The sequence below is a fragment of the Mycobacterium sp. IS-1556 genome, assembly GCF_001499985.1.
Classification (GTDB): Bacteria; Actinomycetota; Actinomycetes; order Mycobacteriales; family Mycobacteriaceae; genus Mycobacterium.
On the sequence record NZ_LQIM01000034.1, the window covers coordinates 254,219 to 269,511 of the forward strand.

Consider the following 15,293-nt stretch of genomic DNA (forward strand, 5'->3'; position numbering starts at 1 on the left):
CCCGTGCAAGCGGGGGACGAGAGCCCCTGCCGTCCTGGTGGGGGCTCTTGTGTTCGAAGAGTTGACCGGCAACGCCGACCGTCATAGTCCCGAGCCAATGTGCCCGGGGCGAATTCGTCAGGAGCAGAAATGACTTCCCGCCGCGGAAAGCTCACCGTCGTCACCGTGGCCGCCGCACTTGCGGTGTTCGGCAGCGCGGCGAGCGCCAACGCCCAGGGCGACGACAAGAGGTTCGCCGATGAGGTCGCAGCCTTGGAGATTCCGGTCGGCCCTGAGGTCGATGTGCCCGCGCTCGGCCGCAACGTCTGCGAGACGCTTACCCAGGGGCTCGCCGGCACCGTCAACCCAGTCCCGGTCGTGCGGGGCGTGGTGAACAGCCTTGCCAACAGTGGCATCAGTCGTGCGCAAGCGGCGGGGCTGATGCGTGCCGCGGTCGTCGTCTACTGCCCGCAGCACGCTCGGTTCACCGGACGCTGATTCAGCGGCGGGCTTACGGGGTTCCGGCTTACGGGTTCCACTCGAAGCAGCCGACACCCGGCACGCAGCCGCCGCCGCCCGACGGTCCGCCGTGGCCGCAGACGCCGTTGGCCGTGCAGCCGCCGCCTCCGTCCGGACCGCCTTGACCGCAGGTGCCGTCGTCGGTGCACCCGCCGTAGCGGGGACCCTGCGACAGCGGCGTGATCTGCGTTTGCGCTGCGGCAGCATAGGTTTCGGCGAGGGCCACCGGTGCGGCGGCGAATCCCGTCGCGACCGCCCCCGCCATCACCAGTGGGGCGATGATTCTCAGTTTTGCGATCATGGCTTCGGTTCTACCATCATGATCAAGAACTTAAAACACCTAATTTTCAGCAAGCCGGCACGCGGCCTTGTGGCGCGAGCAGGCGCATCGTGCCCTGATCCGTCGGCGTGTTGGTGCGCTTCGCGTCTGCTCGCCGGGATCCGGGCGTCGGTAGGCTCGCAGCATGCCTGCATTCCTGCCCGGACTACCGGGTTTGCCCGGTCCCGACACCTTGCGCGCGCTGACCCGGCGCGTCGACACCGCCCGCCACAACGGCGTGCCGAACGGGTGCGTGCTCGAACTCGATCTGCTGTCTGTCCCCGAGGAAACCGGCGGATTCGACCCGTTCGCCTTGCTGACCGGCGCCGGCAAGCCCCGGCTGCTCGGGGAGGCCGTCTCGGCGATCCATCGGGCGGCCGAGGACCCCAGGGTCGCGGGGCTGATTGCGCGGGTGCAGTATCCCCTCGCCCCTGCCGGTCCGGTGCAGGAATTGCGCTCGGCCATCGCCGCGTTCAGCGATGTGAAGCCCTCGCTGGCGTGGGCTGAGACTTACCCCGGGACACTTTCTTACTACCTGGCGACGGCTTTTCGGGAAATCTGGTTGCAGCCGTCGGGCACCGTGGGGCTGGTCGGATTCGCCACCAACGCGCTGTTCCTCCGCGGCGCGCTGGAGAAGGCTGGTCTCGAGGCGGAACTCGTCGCTCGCGGCGAATACAAGTCCGCGGCGAACCGTTTCACGCAGGACCGCTACACCGATGCGCATCGCGAAGCAGACGAGCGGGTGATCCGAAGCCTGCACGAACAGGTGTTGCAGGCGGTGTCGGAGTCCCGCCACATCGACCCCGACGACGTCAACGCGCTCGCGGACCGGGCACCGCTGCTGCGTGACGATGCGCTTGCCGCGCGGCTGGTCGACCGGATAGGTTTCCGCGACGAGGCCTACGCCCGGATCGCCGAACTGGTTGGCGCGCCGGAGATCACGAACGCTGACGCGGACTCCGATGATGCGCCCCCGCGGTTGTACCTGTCGCGATATGCGCGGGCCACCGCCGAACGCCATGCCCTACCGACACCGCCCATCCCGGGACGAAAGGCCAAGGCGACGATTGCTGTGGTGACGGTGCACGGCCCGATTGTCAGCGGTCGAGGTGGCCCGCGACCGCTGCTGGGTAGCTCGAGCGTCGGCGGGGACACCATCGCCGCGGCGCTGCGGGAGGTGGCTACCGACGAGGACGTGTCGGCGGTCGTGCTCAGGGTCGACACGCCGGGCGGATCCATCAATGGTTCGGAGACGATCTGGCGCGAGGTGGCCCGGATACGCGACAAGGGCAAGCCGGTGGTCGCGTCGATGGGCGCGGTCGCGGCGTCGGGCGGCTACTACGTGTCGATGGGCGCCGACGAGATCGTCGCGAACCCCGGCACGATCACCGGATCGATTGGCGTGGTGGCGGGCAAATTCGTCGCTCGTGAGCTCAAGGGCCGGCTCGGAATTGGCTTCGACTCGGTGCGCACCAACGCGAACGCGGACGTCTGGTCGATCAATGAGCCGTTCAGCGATGAGCAACGCACACAATTGGACGCCGAAACCGACTTGTACTACGGGGATTTCGTCGAACGCGTGGCTGAAGCCCGCTCGATGAGCGTCACGGAGGTCGACGCGATCGCGCGCGGCCGGGTGTGGACCGGTGCCGACGCGCTCGAGCGCGGCTTGGTCGACCACCTCGGCGGGTTGCGCGAGGCGGTGACCCGGGCCAAGGTGCTGGCCGGCTTGGATCCCGACGCCGACGTGCGCATCGTCGGGTATCCGGGCTCCTCGTTACTCGACCGGTTGCGGCCCAAGCCGTCATCGCAACCCGCGGCGGCGTCGGTGCCGGAGGCCGTTGCCGCGCTGCTCGGTCGGTCGGTGGCGCAGGTTTTCAGTGACGTCGAGCGATCGCTGAGCGGGGTCATCGCGCTCTTGCCGGGCGACTACCGCTTCTAGCGCTCGCGAGGAAGTCAACTCGGGTTGGTACGCAGGTAGTTGTAAACGGCGGCGAAGTTCGCGTTCACCTCGGCAGGAATCGACACCGGTCCGCCGAGAGCTCTTGCGCCCCAGGCGATCTTGGCGGTCCGCTCGACGAGTGCGGTGACGTGCAGCGCCTTGTCCGGCCGGGGCGCAACGGCGACCAGGCCGTGGTTGGCGATCAGTGCTGCGGCGCGGCCCTCCAACGCCTTGACGGCATTGTGGCCGACGTCCGGTGTGCCAGATGCCGCATAGTCGGCACAGCGGATGTCCCCACCGCAGTACACAGCGAACTCGTCCACGCAGGCGGGGATCGGCTGTCGCGCAACCGCGAACATCGTCGCCCACACCGGATGGCTGTGAATGACGCTGCCGATGTCGTCGAATGCCCGGTAGCAGGCCAGGTGCAGCGCCATCTCCGTGGAGGGCGTGCGGCCGTCCTTGGCTGTGACCACGGCGCCTTCGGGGTCGACGAGCACGAGGTCGTCGAGTGCCATGTCGTGATAGTCCACCGACGACGGCGTGATCACGATGTTGCCGTCCTCGCGACGGGCGGAGATGTTGCCCGCGGTACCTTCCACCAGGCCGCGGCGCAACATGTCTTTCGCGGCGGCGAGCACGGCGTCCTCGGGATGGTTGACGAACTTCATGAGCTGAGCACTTCCGGGTTGACGATGTGGGCGGGTGTGCGCCCGGACAGGAGCGCCTCGAGGTCGTCGGCGACCATCTGCGCCTGCCGTACCTCAGTGTTCCAGGTGGCGCCGCCGATGTGAGGCGTGAGAACGACATTGGCCATGCCGGTCAGCGGATGGTCGACGGGCAGCGATTCGCCGACGAAGTGGTCGAGGCCTGCCGCGCCGACCTTGCCGCTGCGCAACGCGGCGACCAGCGCGTCGGTGTCGTGCAGCTGCGCGCGGGCGGTATTGAGGAATACTGCGCCGTCGCGCATCGCGGCGAACTGCTCGGGACCGATCATCCGCTTGGTCTCCTCGGTGACAGGCGCGTGCAGCGAGACGATGTCAGCGTCGGCCAGCAACTGGTCCAGGGTGTGGCCGGCCTCGTCGTTGTAGGGGTCGCAGGCGATCACGTTCACGCCAAGGCCTTCCAGTCGCCATCGCAGCGCTCGGGCGACCGCTCCGAGTCCAACCAGCCCGGCGGTCTGGCCGGCGATCTCCCATGCCCGCAAGCGTTGGTAGGGCAAGGTGCCATCGCGGAATACCTCGCCGGCGCGGACATCCGCGTCGGCGGTGAGCACGTGTCGTGTCGCGGCGAACAGCAACGCCAGCGTCATCTCGGCGACGGCGTCTGCGTTGCGGGCGGGCGTGTGTAGCACCGGGATCCCCGCGGCGGTGGCGGCGCGGACGTCGACGTTGCTCGGGTCGCCGCGCGTCGAGGTGACCGCCCGCAGTGGAAGGTCGAACACGGGTCCGGCGACCGAATCACTCTCGACGACAAGCACGTCGGCGTGTTCGGCGGCGGCCCGTTCGGCCAGCTGCTCGGCGGTGTGGATCCGCAGCGGGCGTTGTTCGATCCACGGGTCGTAGAGCACCTCCATCAACTCGTTGAGTTTGGCGAAGCCGGGGCCGCGCAGCGGGGCCGTCACGAGCGCGCGAAGTCGGGTCACGACTGCACATGCTGGCGTACGGTGACGCGCGTGTCAGCCAAAGAGGCCACAATCGGCGTCGACATCGGCACCACCGCTGTGAAGGCCGTGGTCGCCGATGGCGACGGCCGGGTGACCGCCCGGGCCCGCATCCCGCACACGCTCCACGTGCCCACTCCCGACCGCTTCGAGCACGACGCCGACGTGGCGTGGCGGCAGGGCCCGCTTGCGGCGCTGGAACAGCTGGGACGCCCGGACGTGGCCGCGGTCGCCGTCACCGCGATGGTGCCTTCGCTGACCGCGGTCGATGACGAGGGGACGCCGCAGACGCCGGGACTGTTGTACGGCGACGGCCGCGGGCGCGGGCCGGGCGGTGCAAGCTCGACGTTCCTCACCGGGGAGACGGCCGAATTCTTGCGCTGGACCGCCCGGCAGCGGCCGGGCGCACGCGGATACTGGCCGGCGGCGGCGGTAGCGAACTACGCGTTGGCGGGTGAGGACGTGGTCGACAGCGCGACAGCCGCCACGATGTACCCGTTGTTCGACGACACCGGCTGGAGCGAGACACGATGTGCCGATTGCGGTGTCACGCCGGGACAGTTGCCGCGCGTCGAAGCCACCGGCGCTGCCGCGGGTGGGCTTCGAGGTTCTGACGCGCTCCTGGGTACGGGGGCGGTGGATGCGGTGTGCGAGCAGCTGGTCGCGGGGGCCGACCGCGATGGTGACGTCCTGGTCCTCTGCGGCACCACGTTGATCGTGTGGGCGACGATCCCGGAGTACCGCGAGGTGCCGGGGCTCTGGACGCTGCCGCACACCGCGCCGGGCAAGTGTCAGATCGGCGGGCCCAGCAATGCCGGCGGCATTTTCCTCAACTGGGTCGACCGCGTCGTGGCTGCGGGGGATTCAGTTGACCCGCAACGTGTCCCGGTATGGTCGCCATATCTGCGCGGCGAACGGGTGCCGTATCACGATCCCAACCGCCGCGGCGTACTCGACGCCCTGGACCTCACGCACGACGGCGCCGCGATCCGCCGCGCCGCCTTGGAGGCGTCGGGATTTGTAGTGCGGCAACTGATCGAGATGAGCGGAGCACGTGCGACCCGCATCGTCGCAACCGGCGGCGGCACCCGGGTCGAGTCGTGGATGCAAGCGATCGCCGACGCCACGGGACTGCCCGTCGAGGTGTCGGCCGTCGCCGAAGGTGCCGCGCTGGGCGCGGCGTTTCTCGCCCGGATGGCGGCGGGTCTGGAGTCGTCGCCCACCGACGCCGCCCGCTGGGCGCGCACGGGACGCGTCGTCGAACCCGATCCGGCCTGGACGTCAGCGGTCGCCGACCGCTACGGCCGGTTTCTCGAACTGGCCGAGCGTACGGCTGATGTACACAAGTCGTGAGAAGAGGCGTGAACAAGCGGCCGCTCGGCGTGTCCTAACGTTTAACCGCGGCGAGGTAGCTCATGTCGGCGAAAGAAACCATGGGGCCGTCCTCGGGAAACTCGAACCCGTTGGCGGCGTATGCATCCCGGGTCGGCTGCGTAGTGACGTCCCATCCGCGAGCGGTCAGATAGTCGATCACGTCGTTGCGCTCGCCGTGGTAGATCAGCTCGCCCATCTCGATGTCGTGGCCGTAGGCCTTGAACCGGTCGGCGATCTCCTGTGCCCGCTCGTCGGAGAACATGCTGACGTCGGGGATGTGCTCGGTCGCGACGCGACTGCCCGGCGCGCTGAGCTCGTCGATCCGGTCGAAAAGCAGGTCTTGTGCCTCCGGCGGCAAATAGATCAGCAGCCCCTCGGCGATCCACGCCGTCGGCTGCGTCGAGTCGAAACCGTTGGCCAGCAGGGCTTTCGGCCAGTCGTCGCGCAGATCTATCGGCACGGCACGCCGATCGGCCTTGGCGTCGGCGCCCAGCCCGGCCAGGGTGTCGCTCTTGAACGCGATGACTTCGGGCTGATCGAGCTCGAAGACGGTCGACCCCGCCGGCCACGGCAGGCGGTAGGCGCGCGCATCCAGGCCGGCGGCCAAAATCACCGCCTGGCAGATACCCGCCGCTGCGGCGTCGGTGAACAGCCGGTCGAAATGGCGCGTCCGTACCGCCATCCCCTCGGCGGCGCGACGCGTGTTGAAGCGGGGATCGATGTCGTCCAGCGATATCTCGCCGTCGAGCGCCCGCACGAAGAAGTCGAGTCCGACCGCGCGCACCAGCGGTTCGGCGTACGGGTCGTCGATCAGGCCTTCGCGGTGGCTCAACACGCGCTGTGCGGCGACCATCGTCGCGGTCGAGCCGACGCTGGAGGCCAGGTCCCAGGAGTCGTCATCCGTGCGTGCCATTTCTTCTCCTCAGTTGCGGGTCGCGACGATCGCGAGTGAATCACGCATCGGCGCAAGAAGATCCGTGTCCGGAAACTGCTGGCCGTATGCGGCGAACACCTCGGGGCGGTTGCGGGCGGACACGTGCCAGCCGGTGTCGGTGAGATAGTCGGCGACGTGGCGGCGCTCGCCGGCGTAGAACAGCTTGGAGATGTCGAACTGCATCCCGTTCTCCCCCCACTGCCTGCTGATCGCCTTGCTGCGTTCGCCGATCGTCGCCGCGGCGTCCGGGTGGTATTCGGTTGCGAGCCGGCTGCCGGGCGTGCTGAGCGCGGCGATGTTGTCGAACAGCCGGTCCTGTGCTTCGGGCGGCAGGTACACCAGCAGTCCCTCGGCGCTCCAAGCGGCCGGCTGGCCGGGATCGAAACCACTGTCACGCAACGCTTTCGGCCAGTCCTCGCGCAGGTCGATGCCGACCGTACGCAGTTCGGCGGCCGGCGCCGCACCAAGCGAGGCCATCGTCGCCGACTTGAACTCGATGACCTGCGGCTGGTCGATCTCGTAGACGACGGTGCCGGTGGGCCACGGCAGCCGGTAGGACCGCGAGTCCAGGCCCGACGCCAAGATCACCGCCTGCCCGATACCCGCGGCGCCCGCGTCGCGGAAGAAGTCGTCGAAGAACCGCGTGCGGACCGCGATGAGGCGCGCCATGAACCGCGCCCCGGCACCGTCGGCGTCGTCCAGTTCGATCTCACCGTCCACCAGACGCGTGAAGAAATCGACCCCGACCGCACGCACCAGCGGCGCGGCGTACGGGTCATCGAACAGCGGGTCGTCCTCGCGACTGGCGATCGCGCGGGCGGCCGCGACCATCGTGGCCGTGGTGCCCACGCTGGACGCGAGGTCCCAGCTGTCCGAATCGGTCCGGCTCACAACTCGAGTATCCCGGTGACGTACTGCAGCTCGCCGAAGTGGGCGGCGTCTTCGTCATCGGGCAGCGGCGGCAGACCACTGTCGGCCAGCAGTTCGCCTACGGTGCGGCGGCTGAGCCGCCAGCCGCGGTCGGCCAGGTAGGCACCGGCCTCATTGCGATCGCCGAGGTAGACGAGTTCGGCGAAATCCAGTTCGAAGCCGTGTTCGCGCCACCGCTGTGCGGTCTCCTGCATGCGCTCGAGCACCTTCTCGCGGTCTTCGGGGGCCGCGCTGGTCGGGCCGCTTTCGACAGCCACCCGGCTGCCGGGTGCGCTCAGCTCGGTGATGGTGTCGAGCAGGTTGTCCTGCGCCTCCGGCGGCAGATAGCCGAGCAGACCCTCGGCACTCCACGCCGTCGGTACGGCCGGGTCGAAGCCGGCCTGCTTCAACGCCGCGGGCCAGTCTAATCGCAGGTCGATGGACACGGACCTGAGGTCGGCGGTCGGCTGGGCGCCGAGGTCGGTCAGCGTCCGGCTCTTGAACGCGATGACCTCGGGTTGGTCGATCTCGTAGACCGTCGTGCCCGCCGGCCACCCCAGCCGGTAGGACCGCGCGTCGAGTCCCGACGCCAGGATCACCACCTGGCGAATCCCCGCGTTGCCGGCGTCTTCGAAGAACTGGTCGAAGAATTTGGTCCGCACCGCCATGTTGTCGGTCATCCGCGCCATTCCGACCGCCGCGTTGTCGGCATCGAGGTCCTCGAGCCTGAGATCCCCGCCGGCGAGGCGGGTGAAGAAGTCGACACCGACGGCGCGCACCAGCGGTTCGGCGTAGGGATCGCAGATCAGCGGGTCGTTGCCGGTGCTTGCGATCGCCCGCGCCGCCGCGACCATGGTCGCCGTCGCGCCGACGCTCGAAGCCAGATCCCAGGTGTCGTTGTCCGTCCGTGCCATTCATCCGCTCCTTACCGTTTATTATTTAGGGCATATAACGAGATGGGGGCCACGGTATGTTCCCGGCCTGAGAAGCGGCTGTGAGAACCGACCCTCGGCGGGATGCGGGCCGACCGGGCCCCAACTGTTACTCTCGTAGACTGTTTGGCGGGTAACTCTGCAGGCTGTGCGCTTGGCGGGGGTCCGCACACGACTTAACCAAGACGCTGGTCGAATCCAGCCCCATCCGCACGCCGCGATCAAAAGGTCGGCTGCGCAGGAGGAAGAGTGCTCTCGGCTTTCATCTCTTCACTCAGGACACCCGACCTGAGGCGAAAGATCCTGTTCACCCTGGGCATCGTGATCCTTTACCGGATCGGCGCCTCCATACCGTCTCCCGGCGTGAACTTCCCGAACATCCAGACGTGTATCGCGGAGGTCAGCGGCGGCGACGCCGGCCAGGTGTACTCGTTGATCAACCTGTTCTCCGGCGGTGCGCTGCTGCAGCTGTCGGTCTTCGCGGTCGGCATCATGCCCTACATCACCGCGAGCATCATCGTGCAGCTGTTGACGGTGGTGATTCCGCGGTTCGAGCAGCTGCGCAAGGAAGGGCAGTCCGGCCAGACCAAGATGACGCAGTACACGCGTTATCTCTCGATTGCGCTGGCAATTCTGCAGGCCACCAGCATCGTGGCGCTGGCAGCCAACGGCGGATTGCTGCAGGGCTGCACGCTCGACATCATCCAGGGCCAGAGCGAGGGGCTGAACATCTTCACCCTCGTCGTCATCGTGCTGGTGATGACGGCGGGCGCGGCGCTTCTGATGTGGATGGGCGAGCTGGTCACCGAGCGGGGCATCGGCAACGGCATGTCGCTGATCATCTTCGCGAGCATTGCCTCGGCGATGCCCGGCGAAGGCCAGGCCATTCTGGAGAGCCGCGGCGGCCTGGTGTTCGCGCTGGTGTGCCTCGGCGCGCTGGCCATCGTCGTCGGCGTGGTGTTCGTCGAGCAGGGCCAGCGCCGGATCCCGGTGCAGTACGCCAAGCGCATGGTGGGACGCAAGATGTACGGCGGCACGTCGACGTATCTGCCGCTGAAGGTCAACCAGGCCGGCGTCATCCCGGTCATCTTCGCTTCGTCGCTGATCTACATCCCGCAGCTGATCACCCAGCTGATCCAGAGTGGCAGCTCCAATCCGAACAGCACCAACTGGTGGAGTTCGTTCGTCGCCAATTACCTCACGGATCCCAGTAGCCCCGCCTACATCGCGGTCTACTTCGTGCTGATCGTCTTCTTCACCTACTTCTACGTGTCGATCACGTTCAACCCGGACGAGCGCGCCGACGAAATGAAGAAGTTCGGCGGGTTCATCCCGGGCATCCGCCCAGGCCAACCGACCGCCGACTACTTGCGCTACGTGTTGAGCCGCATCACGTTGCCGGGCTCGATCTACCTCGGTGTCATCGCCGTGTTGCCGAACATGTTCCTTCAGGTCGGTGCCAGCGGTCCCGTGCAGAACCTGCCGTTCGGCGGTGTCGGAGTTCTGATCCTGGTCGGGGTCGGCTTGGATACCGTGAAGCAGATCGAGAGCCAGCTGATGCAACGTAATTACGAAGGGTTCCTCAAGTGAGAGTCGTTCTGCTCGGACCACCCGGTGCCGGCAAAGGCACGCAGGCCCAGAAGCTCTCCGAGAAGCTCGGCATCCCGCAGATCTCGACGGGCGACCTGTTCCGGCAGAACATCGGCGACGGCACCCCGCTCGGCCTGGAGGCCAAGCGTTACCTCGACGCGGGTGACCTGGTGCCCTCGGAGCTGACGAACAAACTGGTCGAGGACCGCATTGAGCAGGAGGATGCGGCTGCAGGGTTCATTCTCGACGGCTATCCCCGCTCGGTGGAGCAGGCCAAGGCGCTCGACGAGATGCTCAAGCGTCACGACACCAAACTCGACGCGGTGCTGGAGTTCAAGGTTTCCGAGGACGAGCTGTTCAAGCGGCTCAAGGCGCGCGGCCGCGACGACGACACCGAAGACGTGATCCGCAACCGGATGCAGGTCTATCGCGACGAGACCTACCCGCTGCTGGAGTACTACAGCCACAACAACCTGCAACAGGTCGACGCGGTCGGCGCGCTGGACGAGGTTTTCGCGCGGGCGCTGCAGGCGCTCGGTAAGTAGTCGGATATGGGCCTGATGGGTCTGCGCAGCCGCAAGGTCGTACCGCAGCGCACGCCCGGTGAGCTCGACGCGATGGCCGTCGCGGGCGCACTGGTGGCCGCGGCCCTGGCCGCGGTGCGTCGAGCCGCCGCCCCGGGGGTCTCCACGCTGGCGCTCGACGAGATCGCCGAGTCGGTGATCCGCGACGGCGGCGGTGTGCCGTCGTTCCTCGGCTACCACGGCTACCCGGCCAGCATCTGCTCTTCGGTCAATGACCGTGTCGTGCACGGGATCCCGTCGGCAAGCGAGATGCTGGCCGACGGCGATCTGGTGTCCATCGACTGCGGCGCCATCGTCGACGGCTGGCACGGCGACTCGGCGATCACGTTCGGCATCGGGACGCTGATCCCGGTCGACGAGGCGCTGTCGCAGGCCACCAAGGAGGCCATGGAAGCCGGTGCGGCCGCGATGGTGGCGGGCAACCGGCTCACCGACGTATCGCACGCCATCGAGACCGCCACGCGCGCCGCCGAGAAGCGTTACGGGCGCGCGTTCGGCATCGTCGACGGGTACGGCGGGCACGGCATCGGCAGGCAGATGCACATGGACCCGTTCCTGCCCAACGAGGGCGCCCCGGGCCGCGGACCTCATCTGGCGGTCGGCTCGGTGTTGGCCATCGAACCGATGCTGACCCTGGGCACCACAAAAACGGTGGTGCTCGAAGACGAGTGGACCGTCGTCACCGCCGACGGCTCGCGGGCGGCACACTGGGAGCACACCGTGGCGGTCACCGAGAACGGGCCTCGCATCCTCACGCAGGGTTCTTGATGTCGACTCCGCGCTGACGGCGCGGTCCACTCGAACTTTCCCGCCGTGGACGAGCGTCAACGGCGAATACTTGAACCGGACGACCGGCAACCTCGTATCCATAACGGAGGTTGAATTTGGACGACCCGGAGGCGACCGTCGTGCGGGTGCTCTACGCCGAGCACGCCGCCGCGATCTGGCGCTATGCGGTACGGCTGACGGGTGATACGGCCCGGGCGGAGGATGTCGTGCAGGAGACGCTGCTGCGAGCGTGGCGCCACCCCGAGGTGACGGCCGACAGCACGAGGTCCGTGCGGGCCTGGTTGTTCACCGTGGCCCGTAACCTCATCATCGACGAGCGGCGCAGCGCCCGGTTCCGCAGCGAGTCCGGCACCCCCGACATGGAGGCAACCGCGGACCGGGCCGGACCCGACGAGGTGGAGGCTGCCTTGGACCGAATGATGCTCGGCGAAGCCATCGCCTGCCTGTCCGAGGAGCATCGCGCGGTCATCAGCCGCGCGTATTACCAGGGTTGGACGACCGCGCAGATCGCCGACGACCTGCGCATCGCGGAGGGCACCGTGAAGTCGCGGCTGCACTACGGGGTACGAGCGCTGAAGCTCAAGTTGGAGGAAATGGGGGTGACACGGTGACCGCATTCGACCCACCCCTCGACAGGGCGGACGACGATCGGTACGCGACCTGGGACGCCGCCTACGTCCTGGGTTCACTCTCCAGCGAGGAGCGCCGCGAATACGAGGCGCATCTCAAGACGTGCGCGCACTGCAGGTCCGCGGTCGCCGAGTTGAGTGGCATCCCTGCGCTGTTGAGCAAGGTCGGGCCCGCCGACTTTCGCGAGTTCGACGCGGCTGCTGACGAACCGCCTCCAGAGCTGCTGCCCGGCCTGCTGGACAAGGTGCGGGCCCGGCGCCGACGGTCGCGCTGGATGGCCACCGCCGCGGTCGGCCTGGCCGCCGCGGTGCTCGCGGTCGGTATCGCGCTCGTGATGCGGCCCGACACATTCGGCTCGCAGACCGGTACGCCGCCGCAGGCGTCGGAGCAACTGGAGATGAACAAGGTGTCCGAGACACCCATCAACGCAACGATTTCGATGACGGGCTACGGCTGGGGCACCCGCATCGACATGGCATGCACCTACGGCGACTGGGGCCAACGCGATGCGCCGCCCCAGGACCTGGCGATGGTGGTGGTCGGCGACGACGGCAGCCGCAACCAGATCGCGACGTGGCTGGGGCTGTCCGGCGCGACTGCGCTGCCCAGCGCGAACACCCCGATGCAGATGGACGAAATCGCTGCGGTGCAACTGGTCTCACCCGAATCCGGCCAGGTGCTTCTGGAGCGCTCACTGTGAATCTGCGCGACGGGTGAACCCAACCGGCCCACGCTCCGTGTCACTGCTGAAGCGTGCGAAAGCAGGTGAGCTATGGGCCATCGGGTCGTCGACCACATCGTCGAGCACCTGGCCGCGATCGGCGTCGAGTACGTCTTCGGTGTCGACGGCGCCAACATCGAGGATCTCTACGACGCAGCGTTCTTCCGTTCCGACATCACCGCGGTGCTCGCCAAACACGAGTTCTCCGCAGCGACAATGGCCGACGGATACAGCCGCAGCGGCTGCGGCATCGGCGTGGTCGCCGCGACCTCGGGCGGCGGCTGCCTGAACACGGTGCCCGCGCTGGGCGAGGCCTTCGCGAGCCGGGTGCCGGTGCTGGCCCTGATCGGACAGCCGCCAACCGGCCTCGACGGGCGAGGCGCGTTCCAGGACACCAGCGGCCGTAACGGCGCATTGGATGGGCACGCGCTGTTCTCGGCGGTGTCGGTGCACTGCCGACGGGTGCTCGCACCGGCGGACATCATCACCGCGCTGCCCACCGCGATTGCGGCAGCTCACACGATGCGCGGGCCGGCGGTGCTGTTGCTGCCCAAGGACATCCAACAATCGGACGTGCCCGTCAACGGCGGCGTCGTCATCGACGAGCGGGCCACCGCACAGCGGGCCGATGTGCATCCGATCGCACGAGCGTTGCGCCGGGCCGCCGGTCCCGTCACGCTCATCGCCGGGGACCAGGTGGCGCGTGACGACGCGCGCGCCGAACTCGAGGCGCTGCGGGCCGTGCTGCGCGCCCGGGTGGCCACCGTGCCCGATGCCAAGGACGTCGCGGGCACACCCGGGATGGGCTCGTCCTCGGCGCTCGGGGTGACCGGCGTGATGGGCCATCCGAGCATCGCGGCGGCCGTGGCGGGTAGTGCGCTGTGCCTGCTCGTGGGCACCCGCATGCCGGTGACCGCACGCGCCGGGCTCGACGACGCGCTGGCTTCGGTGCCGGTGTACTCGATCGGCGCGGCGGCACCGTATCTCGCGTGCACGCATCTGCAGAGCGAAGACCTCCGCGGGTCGCTGACGGCGCTCACCGCCGCGCTGTCCGGACACGGTCGCCCCGCTGCGGTACGGGTGCCCGACGTGGTGGCGCGCGCCGAGTTACGACCGCCGCCGCACCGCGGGCCCGGCATCCGGTATCGAGACGCGATGGCCGCGCTCGACGCGACGCTGCCCGCCGGGGTGGACATCGTGGTCGACGCGGGCAACATCGGGGCGGCGGCATTACACCACCTGCCGGTGCGGCGGAACGGCCGGTTCATCGTCGCGATCGGCATGGGTGGGATGGGGTACAGCTTCGGCGCCGCGATCGGGATGGCGTTCGGGCGCGGCAGGCGAACCGTGGTCATCGCGGGCGACGGCAGTTTCTTCATGCACGGCATGGAGATCCACACCGCCAGGGAGTACCACCTACCGGTGACGTTCCTGCTGTTCGACAACCACGCGCACGCGATGTGCGTCACCCGCGAGCAGACGTTCTACCGGGATCGCTACAGCTACAACCGGTTCGGTCCCAGCCGGTTGGGGGCGGGGCTGAGCGCGATGTTCCCCGGACTGCCCGCGACGGACGTCGACGAGCTTGCGTCGCTTCCCGCCGCGCTTGGCGCCGCCCTGCAGACCGACGGTCCGGCGGTCGTCAGCATCGAATGCTCGGCCGACGAGATCCCGCCGTTCGCGGCGTTTCTCGACGGTGCGACCAGTTATCCGCCTGCCGCAAAGGAGAACCCGACCCATGTCGCTGCCCGCCCTTGACGACATCTCTGCACATCGGGGGACCGCAGAACCGCTGGACGGCCTGATCCGCATCGAAACCTCGCCGCGCCAGAAGGCCACCCCGATCATCATGGAGATGATGCGGTCGGTCTACCCGCACGACGACGTGTACGGCCAGTACTGCACCGTCAACGATTACATCGACTGTCCGCCCGACGATTTGTTCGACTACCTGGCCGATACCCGATGTCTGGAGGAGTGGACCTACAGCCTGCGCGGTTTCACCCCCACTGAGGAGCCGGGACTATGGCTGGCTTATGACCGGTTGGGTTCGCAGACACAGATTTTCACCCGCACCGTGGCCAACGAAGCAGCCGGGACCGTCGACTATCACTGCGCCTGGGACCAGGGCAGGCACCTGTGGATGATCTATCTGATGCGTGTTGTCGACGCGCAGGTCGTGTTGGACAAGCCCGGGTCGGTGGTGCTGTGGACCAACTGTCATCACCCGTTCTACGACCGCAATCCCTATCCGGAGACGGCGCCGCCCGAGCGACCGGTCTGGGTAGGCGACTTCTGGGACATGTTCGGTGCCGGTCACCTGCTGGAGCTGCGCAACCTCAAGGCGATCGTCGAGTACCGCCACCGCAACGGCCTCGCCGTGACACCCGACTGGATGAGGTGAGCAC

16 protein-coding genes are annotated in these 15,293 nt (G+C 68.0%); 10 read left to right on the forward strand and 6 right to left on the reverse strand.

What is annotated here, in order from left to right; all coding sequences use genetic code 11:
* Positions 1-129 precede the first annotated feature (129 nt).
* The gene (locus tag AU187_RS17740; RefSeq protein ID WP_059167034.1) at positions 130-477 is read left to right on the forward strand and encodes a DUF732 domain-containing protein; all 348 of its coding nucleotides are present in this window, start codon (positions 130-132) and stop codon (positions 475-477) included.
* A gap of 28 nt (positions 478-505) precedes the next feature.
* Here the strand turns inward: AU187_RS17740 and AU187_RS17745 are convergent, their stop codons facing one another.
* Positions 506-799 carry a hypothetical protein gene (locus AU187_RS17745; RefSeq protein ID WP_059167035.1) on the reverse strand — a complete coding sequence of 98 codons (294 nt, stop codon included), beginning with the start codon at positions 797-799 and terminating at the stop codon, positions 506-508.
* Positions 800-962: 163 nt separating this feature from the next.
* On the opposite strand from AU187_RS17745, the gene sppA reads away from it, so the two are divergent.
* A complete protein-coding gene (sppA, locus tag AU187_RS17750) occupies positions 963-2,759 on the forward strand; it encodes a signal peptide peptidase SppA (protein ID WP_059167036.1) in 1,797 nt (598 codons plus the stop codon).
* A gap of 14 nt (positions 2,760-2,773) precedes the next feature.
* On the opposite strand, the gene AU187_RS17755 is transcribed toward sppA, so the two are convergent.
* Positions 2,774-3,430 carry an L-fuculose-phosphate aldolase gene (locus tag AU187_RS17755; RefSeq protein ID WP_059167037.1) on the reverse strand — a complete coding sequence of 219 codons (657 nt, stop codon included), beginning with the start codon at positions 3,428-3,430 and terminating at the stop codon, positions 2,774-2,776.
* Entirely contained in the window at positions 3,427-4,404 is a 978-nt protein-coding gene (locus tag AU187_RS17760; protein WP_059167038.1) for an NAD(P)-dependent oxidoreductase, read from the reverse strand. The genes AU187_RS17755 and AU187_RS17760 overlap by 4 nt, the downstream gene beginning before the upstream one ends.
* Before the next feature lie 21 nt (positions 4,405-4,425).
* On the opposite strand from AU187_RS17760, the gene AU187_RS17765 reads away from it, so the two are divergent.
* Entirely contained in the window at positions 4,426-5,775 is a 1,350-nt protein-coding gene (locus tag AU187_RS17765) for a xylulokinase (RefSeq protein ID WP_502687774.1), read from the forward strand.
* 34 nt (positions 5,776-5,809) lie between these two features.
* Here AU187_RS17765 and AU187_RS17770 read toward each other — a convergent pair whose 3' ends face one another.
* Genes AU187_RS17770 through AU187_RS17780 form a run of 3 tightly spaced genes read right to left on the reverse strand, consistent with a single transcriptional unit; the run spans position 5,810 to position 8,553 of the window.
* Positions 5,810-6,709 carry a class I SAM-dependent methyltransferase gene (locus tag AU187_RS17770; RefSeq protein WP_059167039.1) on the reverse strand — a complete coding sequence of 300 codons (900 nt, stop codon included), beginning with the start codon at positions 6,707-6,709 and terminating at the stop codon, positions 5,810-5,812.
* Between the two features lie 9 nt (positions 6,710-6,718).
* Positions 6,719-7,621, reverse strand: coding sequence for a class I SAM-dependent methyltransferase (locus AU187_RS17775; RefSeq protein WP_059167040.1), 903 nt, complete (start codon positions 7,619-7,621; stop codon positions 6,719-6,721).
* On the reverse strand, positions 7,618-8,553 hold the full coding sequence (locus AU187_RS17780; protein WP_059167041.1) for a class I SAM-dependent methyltransferase: 936 nt from the start codon (positions 8,551-8,553) through the stop codon (positions 7,618-7,620). Before AU187_RS17780 ends, AU187_RS17775 begins: the two co-directional genes overlap by 4 nt.
* 267 nt (positions 8,554-8,820) lie before the next feature.
* Here AU187_RS17780 and secY point away from each other — a divergent pair, with 267 nt between their 5' ends.
* The 7 genes from secY (at position 8,821) to AU187_RS17815 (ending at position 15,289) form a co-directional block, all read left to right on the forward strand.
* Positions 8,821-10,161, forward strand: coding sequence for a preprotein translocase subunit SecY (secY, locus tag AU187_RS17785; protein ID WP_059101378.1), 1,341 nt, complete (start codon positions 8,821-8,823; stop codon positions 10,159-10,161).
* Complete coding sequence (locus tag AU187_RS17790) at positions 10,158-10,706, forward strand: adenylate kinase (protein WP_059101379.1); 549 nt, start codon at positions 10,158-10,160, stop codon at positions 10,704-10,706. Before secY ends, AU187_RS17790 begins: the two co-directional genes overlap by 4 nt.
* Positions 10,707-10,712: 6 nt before the next feature.
* Positions 10,713-11,513, forward strand: a complete 801-nt coding sequence (map, locus tag AU187_RS17795; RefSeq protein ID WP_059167042.1) for a type I methionyl aminopeptidase — start codon at positions 10,713-10,715, stop codon at positions 11,511-11,513.
* A 116-nt stretch (positions 11,514-11,629) separates the two neighbouring features.
* A complete protein-coding gene (locus tag AU187_RS17800) occupies positions 11,630-12,145 on the forward strand; it encodes a sigma-70 family RNA polymerase sigma factor (RefSeq protein WP_059167043.1) in 516 nt (171 codons plus the stop codon).
* Positions 12,142-12,864 carry an anti-sigma factor family protein gene (locus tag AU187_RS17805; RefSeq protein ID WP_059101382.1) on the forward strand — a complete coding sequence of 241 codons (723 nt, stop codon included), beginning with the start codon at positions 12,142-12,144 and terminating at the stop codon, positions 12,862-12,864. Before AU187_RS17800 ends, AU187_RS17805 begins: the two co-directional genes overlap by 4 nt.
* 72 nt (positions 12,865-12,936) lie before the next feature.
* Entirely contained in the window at positions 12,937-14,643 is a 1,707-nt protein-coding gene (locus tag AU187_RS17810) for a thiamine pyrophosphate-binding protein (RefSeq protein WP_059167044.1), read from the forward strand.
* Entirely contained in the window at positions 14,624-15,289 is a 666-nt protein-coding gene (locus AU187_RS17815; RefSeq protein WP_059167045.1) for a hypothetical protein, read from the forward strand. Before AU187_RS17810 ends, AU187_RS17815 begins: the two co-directional genes overlap by 20 nt.
* Positions 15,290-15,293: the final 4 nt, after the last annotated feature.

Bases quoted from the DNA above. Each gene is read 5' to 3' on its own strand.
- AU187_RS17740 (WP_059167034.1), top strand. From the start codon at position 130: ATGACTTCCCGCCGCGGAAAGCTCACCGTCGTCACCGTGGCCGCCGCA.
- AU187_RS17745 (WP_059167035.1), bottom strand. From the start codon at position 799: ATGATCGCAAAACTGAGAATCATCGCCCCACTGGTGATGGCGGGGGCG.
- sppA (WP_059167036.1), top strand. From the start codon at position 963: ATGCCTGCATTCCTGCCCGGACTACCGGGTTTGCCCGGTCCCGACACC.
- AU187_RS17755 (WP_059167037.1), bottom strand. From the start codon at position 3,430: ATGAAGTTCGTCAACCATCCCGAGGACGCCGTGCTCGCCGCCGCGAAA.
- AU187_RS17770 (WP_059167039.1), bottom strand. From the start codon at position 6,709: ATGGCACGCACGGATGACGACTCCTGGGACCTGGCCTCCAGCGTCGGC.
- AU187_RS17780 (WP_059167041.1), bottom strand. From the start codon at position 8,553: ATGGCACGGACGGACAACGACACCTGGGATCTGGCTTCGAGCGTCGGC.
- map (WP_059167042.1), top strand. From the start codon at position 10,713: ATGGGCCTGATGGGTCTGCGCAGCCGCAAGGTCGTACCGCAGCGCACG.
- AU187_RS17810 (WP_059167044.1), top strand. From the start codon at position 12,937: ATGGGCCATCGGGTCGTCGACCACATCGTCGAGCACCTGGCCGCGATC.
- AU187_RS17815 (WP_059167045.1), top strand. From the start codon at position 14,624: ATGTCGCTGCCCGCCCTTGACGACATCTCTGCACATCGGGGGACCGCA.